Below are 15,806 nucleotides of genomic sequence, written 5' to 3' on the forward strand. Positions count from 1 at the left end.
GTAGACATGAAACGGCCGAGCGCGCTGCGGGTATTCCCGGGGTGTGGCGCGTGCGCACGAAAAAAAGCCGGGCACGCGGCCCGGCAAGAGAGAAAAGCGTGTGCGGCGCGCTACGCGGCGAGCAGGTCGTGCAATGCGCGGGCGATCACCTTGGTGGCACGCCGGAGGTCCTCGAGTTCCACCCGCTCGTCGGCGCGCTTGGCGTGCGATTCGAGCACCGTGCGCGGCCCCGCGCCGTAGATCACGCCCGGAATGCCGCGCTCCACGTACAGGCGCACATCGGTGTAGAGGGGCGTGCCCAGGGCCGGGGGGCGTTCGCCGATCACGGCCTCTGCGTGGCGCTGCAGGGCTTCCACGAGCGGGCGGTTGCCCTCGAGCGGGGTCATCGCGTTGGCCAGCAGCAGGCGGCGCACCTCCACGCGGATGCCCTCCAAGCCCGCGGCGGCCTCGTCGATCACGCGGCGGATGGTGGCCTCCACCTCGGCGGGGTTCTCCTCGGGGATCATGCGGCGATCCAGCTTGAAGGACACCTTGCCGGGCACGACGTTGGTGTTGGTGCCGCCCTCGATGCGCCCCACGTTCAGGTAGGGGTGGCGGATGCCGGGCACCTGCGAGGTGATGCCCTGGTAGAGGAGGTTCTGTGCATAGAGCGCGTTCAGCACGTGCACGGCGCCCTGCAGCGCGTCCACGCCCGTGTGCGGCACGGCGGCGTGGGCCATCTTGCCGTGCACGGTCACCTCCATCTGCAGGCAGCCGTTGTGCGCGGTGACCACCTCGTAGCTGAAGCCCGCGGCGATCAGCAGGTCGGGCTTCGTGAGGCCTTCGCGCAGCAGCCAGCCGGGGCCGAGTTCGCCGCCGAATTCCTCGTCGTACGTGAAGTGCAGTTCCACCGCGCCGCGCTCGGGGCGGGCCACGGCCTCCAGCGCACGCACCGCGAAGGTGAACGACGCGAAATCGCTCTTGCTCACGGCCGTGGCGCGCCCGTACATGCGGCCGCCTTCGATTTCCGCGCCGTAGGGGTCGTGCGTCCAGCCCTCGCCCGGGGGCACCACGTCGCCGTGGGCGTTGAGCGCGATGGTGCGGCCGCCGGATCCGTACGGCCGGCGCACGATGAGGTTGGTGATCGACTCCATGCCGTAGGCACGCACCTCGGCCTCGGGCACGGGGTGCTTTTCTGCCGTGTAGCCGAAGTCCTGGAGCAGTTCGGCGGTGCGCTCGGCGTGGGGGGCGTTGTTGCCGGGGGGCGTGTCGGTCGGCACGCGCACGAGGGACTGCAGGAACTGCACTTCCTCGTCGAAATGCTGGTCGATCCAGGCGTCGATGTGGGCGTAGGTGCTCATGGGGTGGGTTCGTTGGCGAGTTGGTTCAGGAGATGGGAGAAAGCCTCCACGGCGAGCTGCATGTCGTCGCTCGTGGTGCTCTCCAGCGGGTTGTGGCTGATGCCGCCGTTCTGGCCGCGCACGAACAGCATGGCCTGGGGCATGATCTCGTGCAGTTTCATGGCGTCGTGGCCGGCGCCGCTGGGCATGCGGAAGACCGGCAGGCCCACGGCGTCCACGGCTCGCTCCCAGCGCTGCTGCCACGCCGGGTGGCTGGGGGCGGCGGCCGCGAGCATGGACCGTTCGGCCGTGTAGCGCAGCCCGCGGCGCTGCGCGATGGCGGCGAGTTCCGCCAGCACGTCGGCCACGAGCGCGTCGCGCTGGGCATCGGTGGGTGCGCGCAGGTCCAGGCTGAAAGTGCAGCGGCCGGGCACCACGTTGACCGACCCGTCCGGCACCTGCAGCTGTCCGATGGTGCCCACCGAATCGCCATCCTGCCCCGCGCGCCGCTCCACGTAGAGTGCCAGTTCGGCCACGGCCGTGGCGGCGTCGCGGCGGCGGTCCATGGGCGTGGTGCCGGCATGGCTGGCCACGCCCAGCATCTCGCACACGAAGCGCGCGCTGCCGTTGATCGAGGTGACCACGCCCAGCGGCAGGCCCTGCTCGTTCAGCACCGGGCCCTGCTCGATGTGCACCTCCACGAAGCCGAGGTAGGCCGCCGGGTCGCGCTGCAGCTTCGGGATGTCGTCGATGCACAGGCCCGCATGCTGCATGGCCTGGCGCATCGTCACGCCCTCGGCGTCGCGCTGGTCGAGCCATTCGGTGCGGAAATCACCGATCAGCGCGCCCGAGCCCAGGAAGGTGGCCTTGTAGCGCTGGCCCTCTTCCTCCGCGAAACCGACGACCTCGATGCCGAAGGGCAGGCGCCGGCTTGCCGCGTGCAGCGCGCGCACGCAGGCCATGGGCACGAAGATGCCCAGGCGCCCGTCGTACTTGCCGCCGTTGCGCACGGTGTCGTAGTGGCTTCCGGTCATCAGCCAGCGGGCGCCGGGCGACGCGGCGTGGTAGCGGCCCACTACGTTGCCCACGGCGTCCACTTCCACCTCGTCGAACCCGCAGTCGCGCATCCAGTGGCTGATGCGTTGCGCGCAGGCGCGGTGCGCATCGGTGAGGTAGGTGACGGTGAGCTGGCCCTGCTCGGCGAATCCCGGGTCGCTGTGCTGGGCGAGGCGCTCCTGCCAGTCCCAGACGTCGTCGCCCAGGGCCGGCGCAGTGCCGGCCTTGTCGTTCAGGCGGATCTCCGCGATGCGGTGGATCTGGCGCAGCGCTTCGGCCCACTCCGCATCCGGGTGGCTGTTCAACCGGCGCGCGAAGGTGTCGATGATCTCCTGCCGCGTGAGGCCCGTGCCGCGCGGCCCGCGCACCGCCAGGATGAACGGGAAGCCGAAGCGCGCGTTGTAGTCCGCATTGAGCTGCTGCAGGCGCTCGAACTCCTCGGGCGTGCAATGCGCCAGGCCTGCCCGCGACTGCTCGTGGGCGGATTCCGCGGTGAGCGACTGCGCCACCAGGGCCTTGCCGGCCAGCTCGGGGTGGGCGCGGATGAGCGCGAGCTGGGCATCGCGCGGCGCCTGGCCGAGCACGCGCACCAGCGCATGCTTGAGGTGCGCGAACGAGCGGAAGGGCCGTTCGCGCAGCGCCGCCTCCGCGATCCACGGCGAGTGCTCGTAGAGGCCGTCCAGCAGCTGCAGGGCATCGGCCGGCGCTGCGGTGTTCAAGTGGTCGAGGGTGAGGGGCATGGCGTTACTCCGGGGCGGGATGCGTCGCGGCCCAGTGGCGCGCGATGTCGATGCGGCGGCACACCCAGACGCGTTCGTGCCGCTGGATGTGGTCGAGGAAGCGCTGCAGCGCCGTGATGCGGCCGGGCCGGCCCAGCAGCCGGCAGTGCATGCCGATGCTCATCATCTTGGGGCGGTCGTCGCCGGCCGGGTCCCCCTCGGCGTAGAGCGCGTCGAACGTGTCCTTCAGGTACTGGAAGAACGGATCGGCGTGCGAGTAGCCCTGGGGCAGCGCGAAGCGCATGTCGTTGCAGTCCAGCGTGTAGGGCACGATGAGCTGGGTGGCGTCGGTGCCGTCGGTCTTGCGCACCTTCATCCAGAACGGCAGGTCGTCGCCGTAATAGTCGCTGTCGTAGGCGAAGCCGCCGTAATCGGCGACCAGGCGGCGGGTATTGGGGCTGTCGCGGCCGGTGTACCAGCCCAGCGGGCGCTCGCCCGTGAGCTTGCGCAGGATGTCCATGGCCTCGGCCATGTGCGCGCGCTCGACCTCCTCGGGCACGTTCTGGTAATGGATCCACTTGAGTCCGTGGCAGGCGATGTCGTGGCCCAGTTCGCCGAACGCGGCGGCCACTTCGGGGTGCCGCGCCAGCGCGGTGGCCACGCCGAACACGGTGAGCGGCAGGCCGCGCCGCTCGAACTCGCGCAGCAGGCGCCAGACGCCTGCGCGGGAGCCGTATTCGTAGATGCCCTCCATGCTCATGTGCCGGTCGGGGTAGCTCGCCGGGTTGAACATCTCGGAGAGAAACTGCTCGCTGCCGGCATCGCCGTGCAGCGTGGCGTTCTCGCCGCCTTCCTCGTAGTTCAGCACGAACTGCACGGCGATGCGCGCGCTGCCGGGCCAGCGAGCGTGCGGCAGGTGGCGGCCATAGCCCACGAGGTCGCGCGGGTAGGGCAGGGTGGCGTCGTAGAGCGGCAGGGCGGTCATGTCGGTGGCTTGCGGTGCGGGGAATGGAGGGGCGTCAGGACAGGGCGCGTGAGAGTTCGTTGGGCGGGTGCTCGCGGTCGAACGCCAGGCTGGCTTCCACATGGCGCAGGTGCTCGTCCATGAGGCGCACGGCCAGTGCTTCATCGCGCGCGGCCAGGGCCTTGACGATCTGGCCGTGCTCCTCGTGCGAGTGCGCGGCCTCGTCGGCGCTTTGGTACATGAGGGTGATGAGCGCGCAGCGGGAGATCAGCTCGCCCAGCAGCTGTGCGAGCACCTCGTTGCCCATGAGCTCGGCCATGCGCACGTGGAAGTCGCCCAGCAGTTCGGTGCGGCCTGGCACGTCGGCCTGCTCGACCGCCTCCTTCTCGCGCGCCACGTGTTCTCGCAGGGCGCGGATGCGCGCGGGCGTGACTTCGCGCACGAAGGCGCGCGCCATCTCGGCCTCCAGCATGCGGCGCACGGCGAACACCTGCCGCGCCTCTTTGGCCGAGGGAGCCGCCACGAACGCGCCGCGTGCAGGCTCGAGCGTGACGAGACGGTTCTGCGAGAGCTGGAACAGCGCCTGCCGCACGAGGGTGCGCGAGACGCCGAAATGGTCCGCGAGCTTCTGCTCGGCCAGCTTGGCGCCCGGCAGCAGCCGGTGCTCCACGATGGCCTTGGTCAGGCTCGCGACGATGGCGCTGGTGGTGGAGGTTTCCATCGCTGCATGATAGCGGGCGGCTCCCGGCTTTGTATGCAGTTTTTGTACACCAAAAGTGTGATCCGTATTGGGGAATACCCGCACCGGGGCGGTGCGGCGGCCGCTGGCGCGGGGCTGTGGCCGTGCGCCAGAATCCCTCACATGACCACCGACCACCTGCAATCCTCCGCCGCGCCCGATCCTGCCGCCGATCCCGCGCGCTTCCTGCGCCACCTGTATGGCGTCGCCGTCCAGGCCGCGCTGCCGTCGCTGCGCATGGCCGCGCACCTGCCGGCCGTGCCGCGGGGCCGCACGCTGGTGCTGGGCGCGGGCAAGGCGGGCGGCTCGATGGTGCATGCGCTGGAGGCGCTGTGGCCGGCCGATGCCCCGCTCTCGGGCCTGGTCGCCACGCGCTACGGCCACATCCCGCCGCGGCCCGAAGGGCTGTCGGGCCGCATCGAGATCGTGGAGGCCGCCCACCCCGTGCCCGATGCGGCGGGCGAGGCGGCGGCGCAGCGCATGCTGGCGCTCGCGCAGGGGCTCACGGCCGACGACCTCGTGATCTGCCTGATCTCCGGCGGCGGCTCGGCGCTGCTCGCGCTGCCGGCCGAAGGCCTGTCGCTGGCGGACAAGCAGCGCATCAACCGGGCCCTGCTGGAGAGCGGCGCGGGGATCGCGGAGATGAATTGCGTGCGCAAGCACCTCTCGCGCATCAAGGGGGGGCGCCTTGCCGCCGCATGCGCGCCCGCGAAGGTGGTGACGCTCGCGATCAGCGACGTGCCGGGCGATGACCCGGCCGTGATCGCCAGCGGTCCCACGGTGCCCGATGCGACGACCTGCGGCGACGCGCTGCGCATCCTGGACCGCCATCGCATCGAGGTGCCGGCCGCCGTGCGCGCCGCGCTGGAGAGCGGCGCGCTCGAAACCCCCAAGCCCGATGCGGGCGCGGACCCTGCAGTGCACCTGATCGCCACGCCGCGCCAGTCGCTGGAGGCCGCGGCCCAGGCGGCCCGCGCGGCAGGGATGGCGGTGCATGTGCTCTCCGACGAAATGGAGGGCGAGTCGCGCGAGGTGGGTGCGGTGCATGCCGCGCTGGCGCGCGCGGTGGCGCTGCACGGCGAGCCCTTCGCGCGGCCCTGCGTGATCCTCTCGGGCGGCGAGACCACGGTGACGGTGCGCGAGCGCCCGGCAGGCACCCCGCGCGGCCGCGGCGGCCGCGCGGGCGAGTTCTGCCTGGGCCTGGCGCGGGCCCTGCAGGGCCAGCCGGGCGTCTGGGCGCTGGCGGCCGACACCGACGGCATCGATGGCGTGGAGGACAACGCCGGCGCGCGGGTCGCTCCGGACACCCTCGACCGCGCCGCCGCGGCCGGCCTGCGCGTGGACGACCACCTGGCGCGCAACGACGCCTACGGATTCTTCTCCGCGCTCGGCGACCTGGTCGTCACGGGCCCGACCCACACCAACGTGAATGACTTCCGTGCGCTATTGATTTTGTAGCAAACTATTGAATGAATCCGGCGGCATGAGGCCATTTCGGTCATGAAAAAGCCGCCCGGAGGCGGCCAGGGTCTCGGCGTGGGCCGTCAATAGCCCAGCGTCTTGCCGTCCGGGTTGCGCGGGTCGGAGTAGCCGTAGAGGATGCCGTCCTTGAGCTGGATGGTCTGCGTGCGGCCCATCGACGGCTTGAGGGCCAGGTTGTGGCCGCGCGACTTCAGGATCGCCAGCGTGTCCGGGGAGAAGCCGTTCTCGATGCGCAGCTCGTCGGGCGTCCACTGGTGATGCACCCGGGGCGCTGCGGCCGCTTCGGCCGGGTTCATGCCGAAGTCCACCACGTTGACCACGGTCTGCAGCACGGTGGTGATGATGCGTGCGCCGCCGGGGCTGCCGGTGACCAGCATCGGCTTGCCGTCCTTCAGCACCAGCGTGGGCGTCATGGACGAAAGCGGCCGCTTGCCCCCCGCCACCGCGTTGGCGTCGCCGCCCACGAGGCCGTAGGCATTCGCCACGCCGGGCTTGGCGGCGAAGTCGTCCATCTCGTTGTTGAGCAGGATGCCGGTGCCCTTGGCGACGATGCCGCTGCCGAAGTTGGTGTTGAGGGTGTAGGTCACGGCCACCGCGTTGCCGGCCTTGTCCACCACCGAGTAGTGCGTGGTCTGGTCGCTCTCGTAGGGCTGGGGCTGGCCGGGCTTGATGTCCTTGGCGGACCGCGCCCTGTTCGGGTCGATCGTCTTCACGAGCGACGCGGCGTACGCCTTGGAGGTCAGGCCCTTGAGCGGCACCTTCACGAAGTCGGGATCGCCCAGGTATTCGGAGCGGTCGGCGTAGGCCAGCTTCATGCTCTCGGCCATGGTGTGGATGGTCTGCGCGCTGCCCGCGCCCCATTGCGAAAGCGGCTGCGGCTCCAGCATGTTGAGGATCTGCACGAGGTGCGCTCCGCCCGACGACGGCGGGGGCATGGTGACCACCTCGAAGCCGCGGTAGGTGCCGCGCACCGGGTTGCGTTCGACCACTTCGTAGTCGCGCAGGTCCTGCAGGGTGATGGCGCCGGGGTAGGGCGCCATCTCGGCCGCGATGCGGCGCGCGATGGGGCCCTGGTAGAACGCCTTGGCGCCCTGCTGCGAGATGAGGCGCAGCGACTGGGCGAGGTCTTTCTGCACCAGCCGGTCGCCGATCTTGAGCGGCGCGTCGCCGCGCCAGAAGATCTGGCGCGTGGCCGGCCAGCGGCCCATGTTGTCGCGCTCCTGCGCCAGTGTCTTGGCCAGCGTGAGGCTCACGGGAAAGCCTTTGTCGGCCAGGGCGACCGCGGGGGCGATCACCTTGGCAAGCGGCATCGTGCCCCACGACTTGAGCGCATGTTCCAGCCCGGCCACCGTGCCGGGCACGCCCACCGCATAGTGCGTGTGCAGCGACTTGCCGTCGATCACGTTGCCCTTCTCGTCCAGGTACATGTCGCGGCTGGCCTGGCGGGGCGCGACCTCTCGGAAGTCGAGCGCCACGCTCTTGCCGGTCTTCGCGTCGTGCACCATCATGAATCCGCCGCCGCCCAGGTTGCCCGCATTGGGCAGCACCACGGCCAGCGCGAAGCCCACGCCCACGGCGGCATCGACCGCGTTGCCGCCCGCGCGCAGGATGTCCAGGCCCACCTTGGACGCCAGCTCCTGTTCCGACGCCACCATGCCGTTGCGCGCCACCACCGGGTGGAACACGTCCATGTCCATGTCGTAGGCCCGTCCCGCCGCACGGGCGGCCGGGGTCTGCACGGGTGCGTTCTCCGCGGCCGGCACGTCGCCGGGGGCGGGCGTCGCGGCGCCGGGGATCTGGGCGCAGCCCGCGATGGACAGCAGCGCGAGGGCGCCGCTTCCGGCCAGCAGCCAGGGGCGTTGGAGGTGGGGGGAGGTCATCGGTCGGAGCCCTTTCCTTTCCTGTCGGAGGTGTCGTGCCGTTGCATCGGTGAGCGACGCCGGCGGAGGGCGTGCAGTGTAGAACGGGACCCGGCGGGGCGGCGTCACGGTTCGTTACAGCGGGCCAGGCACGGAGCCTGCATGGAGCCATGCCCTCCGGCGGCGCTGCATACACTGCGGCTTTCTGCGCCGCGCGCCGACCGGCAGGCCGCAACCCCCGCGTTTCGATGAGGAAGGAGATGCCCCATGGGCCTCAGCACGCACGTTCTCGACACCATGCACGGATGCCCCGCAGCGGGCATGGCCGTGTCGCTCCACGCGGTGGAGGGCGACCAGGCCCGCCTGGTCAGGCAGTGGGTGCTCAATGGCGACGGCCGCACCGATGCCCCCCTGTTCGACGACGCGGGCCTGCGGCAGGGCACCTACCGGCTCACCTTCGGGGTGGGGGCGTACTTCAAGGCGCGGGGCGTGGCGCTGCCGGAGCCGAACTTCCTCGACCGCGTGAGCGTGGATTTCGGGATCGCCCACACGGACCAGCACTACCACGTGCCGCTGCTGGTGAGCCCCTGGAGCTATTCGACCTACCGTGGCTCCTGATTCAGAGCTGGCCTTCGGTGAGCGTGTCGAGCTGGAAGCGGCCGGACTTGTCCCAGAGCCACGTGTCGGTGTAGGTGACGCGGCCCATCCGGGCCGGCTCGGGGTAGGGCGCGGCGGCGCGCACGGTGCGTTCGATCTCGGCGATGACCTCGGGCGCATGGCGCGGTGCGCGCATCCAGTGCAGGCGCGTGACCTGCCCGTTGCGGTCGATGTCCACCTGCAGCGTGCCGATGGCATAGAGCATCGGCGGCAGCTTGCCTTGGTAGATGCGCGTCTGGTTCAGGCCGTAGAGGTGCGTGGCGGCGTCCTGCCGGTAGGCGCGGGGATCGGCGGCGGCCGAGCTGCGGGCCGAACCGCGTGCTGCCGGCTCGGGGCCGGTCACCCCCGCGCTGGCCGGCGCGGAGGCAGTGCCGCTGCTGGGCGGCGCCACCGGCTCGGGGCCCGACCTGCAGGCCGCGATCAGCGAGGCCACGGCCGCCATGAGGCCGGCAAGGAGCCAATGGCGGCCGCGCGGCGCGCCGGGGGAGGAAGAGGACGGAGGCTTCATCGGTGGATCGTGGCTGGGTGCGTAGGCGAAGGGCCGGACTGCGCTGCAGGGCTGGTGGCGCAACGCGGGGCGGCGCCGTGGCGTTGACACCGGCGCTGCACGCCTTGCTGCAAGGCCTGGCCACCCGGCCGGCCTGCGTGGTGGAGGTGGAGTCTACCCAAGGCTCGGTGCCGCGCGAGCGAGGTGCGTGGATGGCCGTGTTCGCCGACGGGCCGGTGCTGGGCACCATCGGGGGTGGGCGCCTGGAATGGGATGCGGTGCGCATGGCGCGCGAGCAGCTGGCGGCAGGCGGCAGTGCCGGCGTGCGCACGGTCCGGTTCGCGCTGGGCCCCAGCCTGGGGCAGTGCTGCGGCGGGGTGGTGCACCTGCGTTTCGGCTGCGTGGCGGCGGCAGACGGCGGTGCGCTCGCGCAGCGCCTGGCCCCGGCCCGCGTTCCGGTGGCGCTGTTCGGCGCCGGGCACGTGGGGCATGCGCTGGCGCGGGTGCTGGCGCCCCTGCCGTTCGCACTCATCTGGATCGACAGCCGCGACAGCGTCTTTCCAGCCGAGGCCGAGCGGGCAGGTGCGCAGTGCGAGCATTCCGACCCCGTGCACGCGGCCGTGCCGCAGTTGGCACCGGGCTCGCGCGTGCTCATCATGAGCTTCAGCCACGCCGAGGACCTCGACGTGGTGGGCGCATGCCTCGCGCGCCAGCGCCGCCATGCGGACCTGCCTTTCGTGGGCCTGATCGGCAGCCGCACCAAGTGGGCGGCGTTCTCCCACCGGCTGCAGGCGCGTGGCTTCGGCCCCGAGGAACTGGCGCATGTCACCTGCCCCATCGGCCTGCCGGGCATCGCGGGCAAGGAGCCCGAGGTGATCGCCGTCTCGGTCGCGGCGCAACTGCTCGCCACCCTGCCCGCGGGGCACGCGGGCTGACGAGGGCCGCGCGGCGGCGGGCGGTGCGGGAACGGAACCTGCATACACTCGGGCCACAGGCCGCAGCGGTGCTCGGCGGTGCCCTTCCACCCCTCGTGGAAGCGCACCGTCCGGTGCGCGGCCCTTCAGACTGCTCAGAGCGCCCGCAGTGGTGAGCAGGTTGCCGCACGGCGGGACTTCCAGGACCGTCCGTGCGCGAATCGAGAGACACCATGGAAAGCTACCTCCTCGACTGGGCCAATCTGCTGCTGCGCTGGGTCCACGTCATCACGGCCATCGCCTGGGTCGGTTCGTCGTTCTATTTCGTCTTCCTCGATTCCAGCCTGACCCCGCCGCAGGACGAAGACCTGAAGCGCCAGGGCGTGAGCGGGGAACTCTGGGCCGTGCACGGCGGGGGCTTCTACCACCCGGTCAAGTTCGCGGGCGCGCCGCCGCAGTTGCCCAGCCGCCTGCACTGGTTCTTCTGGGAAAGCTACAGCACCTGGATCAGCGGCTTCGCGCTGTTCACCGTCTCCTACCTCTGGAACGCCAGCACCTACCTCATCGACAAGTCGCGCATGGACTGGGCGCCGGCCACCGCGGTCGGGGTCGCCCTGGCTTTCCTGGCCGTCTTCTGGCTGCTGTACGACGGCATCTGCCGCCTGTTCGGCCCGCGGCGCCACGGCGACGCCATCGTCGGCGCGCTGGTCTTCGTGCTGGTGTGCGCGGCCTCGTGGCTGGCCTGCCACTGGTTCGCCGGCCGCGCGGCCTTCCTGCTGGTGGGCGCGATGATCGCCACCAGCATGAGCGCCAACGTGTTCTTCTGGATCATTCCAGGCCAGCGCAAGGTCATCGCCCAGATGAAGGCTGGCCAGCCGGTGGACCCCGTCCACGGCCAGCGCGGCAAGCAGCGCAGCGTGCACAACACCTACTTCACGCTGCCGGTGCTGTTCTGCATGCTGTCCAACCACTACAGCTTCACGTGGGGCCATCCGCAGAACTGGCTCATCCTCATCCTGATGATGTTCGCGGGCGCGTCCATCCGGCAGTTCTTCGTGATGCGCCACGGCTGGAAACTCGGCCGCAATGCCCATCCGCTGCCCTATGCGCTGGTGGGGTCGGCGGTGATCGTGGGCACCATCGCCGGGCTGCGGCTGTCGCAGCCGGCCGCGCCGGAGCCACGGGCATCCGTGGCCGCCGCCGGGCCCGTGGGCTATGGCCAACTGCAGCCGGTGCTGGCGCAGCGCTGCTACCTCTGCCATGGCGAGCAGGTGCAGATGAAGAACCTGCGCCTGGACTCGCCCGGGTCGGTGGGCCAGCATGCCCAGGCCATCTACCAGCAGGCCGTGGTGCAGAAGCTCATGCCCATGAACAACGCCACGGGCATGACCGATGCCGAGCGCGATCTGCTGCGGCGCTGGTTCGAGTCCGGTGCCGCCGTGCGCTGACGGCGAAGTGCGGCACCGGTTCGCCCCTGGCCCCGAACCGCATCGGCGCCGGGGCCCGCTCAGTGCGCAGGGTGGCCGTGGGATGCCGGCAGGGCCGGGGCGGGAGGCGGCAGTGCCCGGGTGTCGGCCTTGCCGCGGGACGCCGCCGCGGCCGGGCCCTGGGAGGGCTCCGCGGTGCGCCAGGCCAGGCCGCTGGCCGCGCGCTTGGCATCGTGCTTGGCCAGCGCCGCGAGGTTGGCCACTTCTTCCGCACGCCGGATCGACCCGGGCGCGATGCGGGCTGCGCCGATCGCAAGGGTGGTGCACGAGAAGAACCGCTTCACGCCGTGCCGGTCTTCCGCCCAGATGCCACCGGCCCGCCGGGCCGCATCGTCGAAGAGGTTCAGTGCTTCGTGCGCGAACTCGTCCACGATGTGCTGGCAGCGCTGCAGCCAGTCGGTGCTCTGGAAGAGCAGCAGGAAGTCGTCGCCGCCCACATGGCCCACGAAGTCGCGCTGCGAATCGCAATGCGCCACGGCCAGGCGCGCCACCAGGCGGATCATCTGGTCGCCGCGCCAGTAGCCGTAGTAGTCGTTGAACGGCTTGAAGTGGTTCAGGTCGGCATAGCAGGCCACGAAATCCGTGCCGCTGTCGATGAGCCGCTGCATGTGCAGGCTGATGGGGATGTTGCCCGGCAGGAACGTGAGCGGGTTCGCGTGGCGTGCGGCTTCGATGCGTGCCTCGGTCACGCTGCGCACCAGTTGCTCGCCGGTGCCCAGGCCCGCGTAGCGGCCGTTGTCGGTCACGATGAACCCGTCGTTCAGGTAGCGCTGGTCCTGCGATGTGAGGATGCCCACAAGCTGATCGACATCGCAGTCGAGTTCCACCACACGCGGCGCGTGGTTGGCGAAGCCTGCGCAGGGCTTGCGGCCATGCACCTCGCGGAAGTAGAGCGTGGCGTAGTGGTTCATGAACTGCTGGCGGTTGATGAGCGCGATCGGCCTCGCGCCGTCGAGCACCGGCAGCGCATGCAGTTCGGGGTGGGCCTTGAAGAAGGCGGCCACCGTGTCGTTGGTGGTCTCGGCCGTGGCCGTGGGCGCATGCACCACCAGCAGGTTGCGCAGGATGCCCGGGCGCGCGTTCTGGCCGCGGTGGGGCAGGATCGCCACGCGCCGGTCGCGCAGCGCGTCGAGTGCCGGCGTGTCGATCCGCTCGAACGGCGCCGGTGCGGGCCGGCCGAGCAGATAGCCCTGTCCGTAGGGAATGTCGAGGTCGCGCAGCGCGCGCAGGTCGTCCTGCGTTTCGATGCCCTCGGCGATCAGGGTGGTGCCGAACACGTCGGCAATGCCCTTGATGGCCTGCAGCATCTGCAGGTTCTCCGGGTGCGCGCTGATGTCGCGCACGAAGTACTTGTCGATCTTCACGAAATCGGGTCGCGCCTCCGACCAGAGCCGCAGGCTGGAGCGCCCGTCGCCGAAATCGTCGAGCGCGAGCCGCGCTCCCGCGCCATGCACCCACTTGAGTGCCTCGCGCAGCGGGGCCATGTCGGCCACGCGCTCGTGCTCGGTGATTTCCAGCACCACCTGCTCCGCCGAGACCCCTGTCGCCCGGATGGCGGCAGCCACGGACACTCCGCCGCACAGCGAAACGCCCTGCACCAGCGCGTCCGCGCTGATGTTGATGAACAGCCGGCCGGGCGCGGCGCGCTCGCCCCACTGCTGCAGCGCGAGGAACACGCAGAGCAGTTCGAAATCCTGCAGCACGCCTTCCTGGGCCGCGGCCTGCAGCAGGCGGTCCGGGGTGTGCAGCGGCGTGCCTGCGGGGCCGCGGATCAGGGCCTCATGCGCATAGATGCTGCCCTCGCGCAGATCGGCCAGCGGCTGGAAGACGCAGTAGAGCCCGCCATCCCGCATGAGCCGCGCCAAAGGGCCCGCGCCCTGGCGGGCTGCAGGCGACAGCGAGGCGAGCACCCTTTCCCGCAGGGCGCCTTCATGGGCGGGTGGGGGTGTTACTTTCATACACAACTGCCGACACCTTAACCCGTGCGGGTGACAGCGAAGTGACGGCGGGCGCCCGCATGGCGGAATGTCAGGTTTGCAGGTGTGGGTCGGCGCGCAGATCGGCGTAATCCACCGCGTATTTCACCAGCGCGGCCTGGCCGTCGATGCGCAGCTTGCGGCGCAGGTGCAGCCGGTGGGTCTCGACCGTGCGCACCGATGTGCCCAGGAGCTGGGCAATATCCTTGTTGGAGCGACCGTCGGCGAGCAGCCGGAGCACGGCGGCCTCGCGCGGCGTGAGCGACCGCGCGGACGGCTCCGCGCCGGGCAGGCCGTCCACTAGCGCCCGCACGCTGTCGCTGAAATACCGCCCGCCCGCGTGCACGGTCTCGATGGCTTCCACCAACTGCCGGGCCGGCGCGTCCTTGAGAACATAGCCCTGCACCCCGAGGCCCACGGCACGCCGCACGTATTCACCATCCTGGTGCATCGAAAGCACCAATACGCGCACCAGCGGGAAGCGGTCGCGGAAGACCGTGGCCAGGTGGATACCGCTCGCGTCGGGCATGCGGATGTCGGTCAGCACGATGTCGGGCAGGAGCGCTGCGGCCGATTCCACCGCTTCCTGGACGCCGCCGGCCTCTCCGGCCACGCGGATGTGCGGCGTGGCCTCCAGCCGCATGCGCACGCCGTCGCGCACGAGGGGGTGATCGTCCACCAGCAGGACACGGATGGGGTGGTGGGGGAGGGGTTCGTCGGTCATGCAGGCACCTGGGATGGCTCGAAGCCGGAAGAAATGGCGGCCCTGGGGCCGGCCCGCAGGTCCAGCACCGCGAGGATGCGCGTGCCCTGGCGGCCGGAGGCGATGGCGAAACGGCCTCCCAGGCCTTCGATGCGTTCACGCATGTTGCGCAGGCCAATGCCGCCCTGTCCGTCGCTCTGCACGCGCTGCACGTCGAAGCCCCGGCCATCGTCCAGGATCGACAGGCTCACGCGCCAGCGCGTGAAGCGCAGCAGCACCTCCACGTGCGAGACGCCCGCATGCATGCGCGCATTGGTCAGCGCCTCCTGGGCCACGCGGAACAGCGCGGTGCCGTGGCTCGTGGGCAGCGGCCCGGCTTGGCCGCGCAGGGTGAAGCGCACATCGAATGCGCCCTGCTCCTTCACTTCCTGCACCATGAGGGCGAGCGCGGCCGCGAGGCCGAGGTCGTCGAGCAGCGCGGGCCGCAGGCCGTGGGACACGCGTCGGATCTCCAGCAGCGCATCGTTCAGGCGGTCGAGGCCCTGGTCCAGCATGTCGCGCGGAGCCTGCACGGCGCGCGCGGCGGTCCACTGCACCTGCGCCGTCTCCAGCAGGAACTTGGAAGACACCAGCACCTGCACGACGCCGTCGTGCAGCTCGCGCGCCACGCGCACGCGCTCTTCCTCCTGGGAATGCACCACGCGCTGCGCGAGCCGGCGCAGCTTGGCGCTGGCCACGCGGTGGTCGCTCAGGTTGAGCGCGAGGCCGGCCAGGCCGATGAGGACGATGCACAGCGCGGCGATGCCATAGATGCGCCGCCGCGTGCCGTCGATGTTCTCCTGCGCGGCGCGGTCGATGTTGCGCAGCGTTTCCTGCACGTCGTCCAGGTAGAGCCCGGTGCCCAGCACCCAGTCCCAGCCGGGCAGCGTGGTGACGTAGGCGAGCTTGGGCACGGTGAGGCGGGACGACGGTTTCTGCCAGGGGTAGCGCACCATGCCGCCGCCCTGGCGGGCCTTTGCCAGGATGAGGTTGGCAGGGGCCTGGCTGTGGGGATCGGCAGGGTCGCACAGGTCCACGCCCGACAGCCCCATGTGCTGCGCGTCCAGAAGCACGGTGCCTTCGCGGTCGTAGACGAAGAAGTACCCGTCCTTGCCGAACTGCATGCGTGCGAGCAGGGCAAGCGCCTGGCGCTTGCGCGCCTCGGCATCCAGGCCCTCGGCCGCGATGCGCTCGAGGGCGCTCTGCGCCAGTTGCACGTAGTGGCGCAGCTCGGTCTCCTTGCTGTGCAGGTAGGCCGATTCCACGAGTTCGCGCTCCTGCTGGGCCAGCTTCAGGGTCTGGTGGCGCGCCGTCACCGCCACGGAGCCGAGCGCCATCAGGATCGGCAGCGTGGACAGCAGCAAGAGCTTCAGCCGCAATTGCATGGATGGTTTCTCGCGAGGGT

The 15,806-nt window shown here is 70.8% G+C and carries 13 protein-coding genes; 4 read left to right on the plus strand and 9 right to left on the minus strand.

From position 1 onward, the window contains the following. Positions 1-110: 110 nt before the first annotated feature. Genes BM144_RS00890 through BM144_RS00905 form a run of 4 tightly spaced genes read right to left on the minus strand, consistent with a single transcriptional unit; the run spans position 111 to position 4,779 of the window. The gene (locus BM144_RS00890) at positions 111-1,340 is read right to left on the minus strand and encodes a M20 family metallopeptidase (RefSeq protein WP_092948884.1); all 1,230 of its coding nucleotides are present in this window, start codon (positions 1,338-1,340) and stop codon (positions 111-113) included. Continuing rightward, a complete protein-coding gene (gene uraD, locus BM144_RS00895; RefSeq protein ID WP_092948886.1) occupies positions 1,337-3,115 on the minus strand; it encodes a 2-oxo-4-hydroxy-4-carboxy-5-ureidoimidazoline decarboxylase in 1,779 nt (592 codons plus the stop codon). The genes BM144_RS00890 and uraD overlap by 4 nt, the downstream gene beginning before the upstream one ends. 4 nt (positions 3,116-3,119) lie before the next feature. Continuing rightward, complete coding sequence (gene puuE, locus BM144_RS00900) at positions 3,120-4,079, minus strand: allantoinase PuuE (RefSeq protein ID WP_175525905.1); 960 nt, start codon at positions 4,077-4,079, stop codon at positions 3,120-3,122. A gap of 34 nt (positions 4,080-4,113) precedes the next feature. Then, entirely contained in the window at positions 4,114-4,779 is a 666-nt protein-coding gene (locus BM144_RS00905; RefSeq protein ID WP_092948888.1) for a GntR family transcriptional regulator, read from the minus strand. Between the two features lie 141 nt (positions 4,780-4,920). Between BM144_RS00905 and BM144_RS00910 the strand changes: the two genes are divergently transcribed. Beyond that, positions 4,921-6,255 carry a glycerate kinase type-2 family protein gene (locus BM144_RS00910; protein WP_092948890.1) on the plus strand — a complete coding sequence of 445 codons (1,335 nt, stop codon included), beginning with the start codon at positions 4,921-4,923 and terminating at the stop codon, positions 6,253-6,255. A gap of 86 nt (positions 6,256-6,341) precedes the next feature. Here the strand turns inward: BM144_RS00910 and ggt are convergent, their stop codons facing one another. Continuing rightward, positions 6,342-8,159 (minus strand): gamma-glutamyltransferase, encoded by a 1,818-nt coding sequence (ggt, locus tag BM144_RS00915; protein ID WP_092948892.1) that lies wholly within the window; start codon positions 8,157-8,159, stop codon positions 6,342-6,344. Between the two features lie 246 nt (positions 8,160-8,405). Here ggt and uraH point away from each other — a divergent pair, with 246 nt between their 5' ends. After that, positions 8,406-8,756 (plus strand): hydroxyisourate hydrolase, encoded by a 351-nt coding sequence (gene uraH, locus BM144_RS00920; protein WP_092948894.1) that lies wholly within the window; start codon positions 8,406-8,408, stop codon positions 8,754-8,756. 1 nt (position 8,757) lies between these two features. Here the strand turns inward: uraH and BM144_RS00925 are convergent, their stop codons facing one another. Next, positions 8,758-9,237: a hypothetical protein gene (locus BM144_RS00925; protein ID WP_175525921.1), complete on the minus strand. Its 480-nt coding sequence runs from the start codon at positions 9,235-9,237 to the stop codon at positions 8,758-8,760. A gap of 143 nt (positions 9,238-9,380) precedes the next feature. Between BM144_RS00925 and xdhC the strand changes: the two genes are divergently transcribed. Together xdhC and BM144_RS00935 are read left to right on the plus strand one after the other, a co-directional pair. Then, positions 9,381-10,217 (plus strand): xanthine dehydrogenase accessory protein XdhC, encoded by an 837-nt coding sequence (xdhC, locus tag BM144_RS00930; RefSeq protein ID WP_092948898.1) that lies wholly within the window; start codon positions 9,381-9,383, stop codon positions 10,215-10,217. Between the two features lie 212 nt (positions 10,218-10,429). Continuing rightward, positions 10,430-11,644 carry a urate hydroxylase PuuD gene (locus tag BM144_RS00935; protein ID WP_092948900.1) on the plus strand — a complete coding sequence of 405 codons (1,215 nt, stop codon included), beginning with the start codon at positions 10,430-10,432 and terminating at the stop codon, positions 11,642-11,644. A gap of 59 nt (positions 11,645-11,703) precedes the next feature. Here the strand turns inward: BM144_RS00935 and BM144_RS00940 are convergent, their stop codons facing one another. The 3 genes from BM144_RS00940 to BM144_RS00950 form a co-directional block, all read right to left on the minus strand. Beyond that, positions 11,704-13,641: an EAL domain-containing protein gene (locus BM144_RS00940; protein ID WP_092948902.1), complete on the minus strand. Its 1,938-nt coding sequence runs from the start codon at positions 13,639-13,641 to the stop codon at positions 11,704-11,706. Positions 13,642-13,711: 70 nt separating this feature from the next. Further along, positions 13,712-14,383: a response regulator gene (locus BM144_RS00945; protein ID WP_092948904.1), complete on the minus strand. Its 672-nt coding sequence runs from the start codon at positions 14,381-14,383 to the stop codon at positions 13,712-13,714. Continuing rightward, complete coding sequence (locus BM144_RS00950; protein WP_092948906.1) at positions 14,380-15,786, minus strand: cache domain-containing protein; 1,407 nt, start codon at positions 15,784-15,786, stop codon at positions 14,380-14,382. The genes BM144_RS00945 and BM144_RS00950 overlap by 4 nt, the downstream gene beginning before the upstream one ends. Positions 15,787-15,806 lie beyond the last annotated feature (20 nt).

The organism is Paracidovorax konjaci (assembly GCF_900112675.1).
Taxonomy (GTDB): Bacteria; Pseudomonadota; Gammaproteobacteria; order Burkholderiales; family Burkholderiaceae_C; genus Paracidovorax; species Paracidovorax konjaci.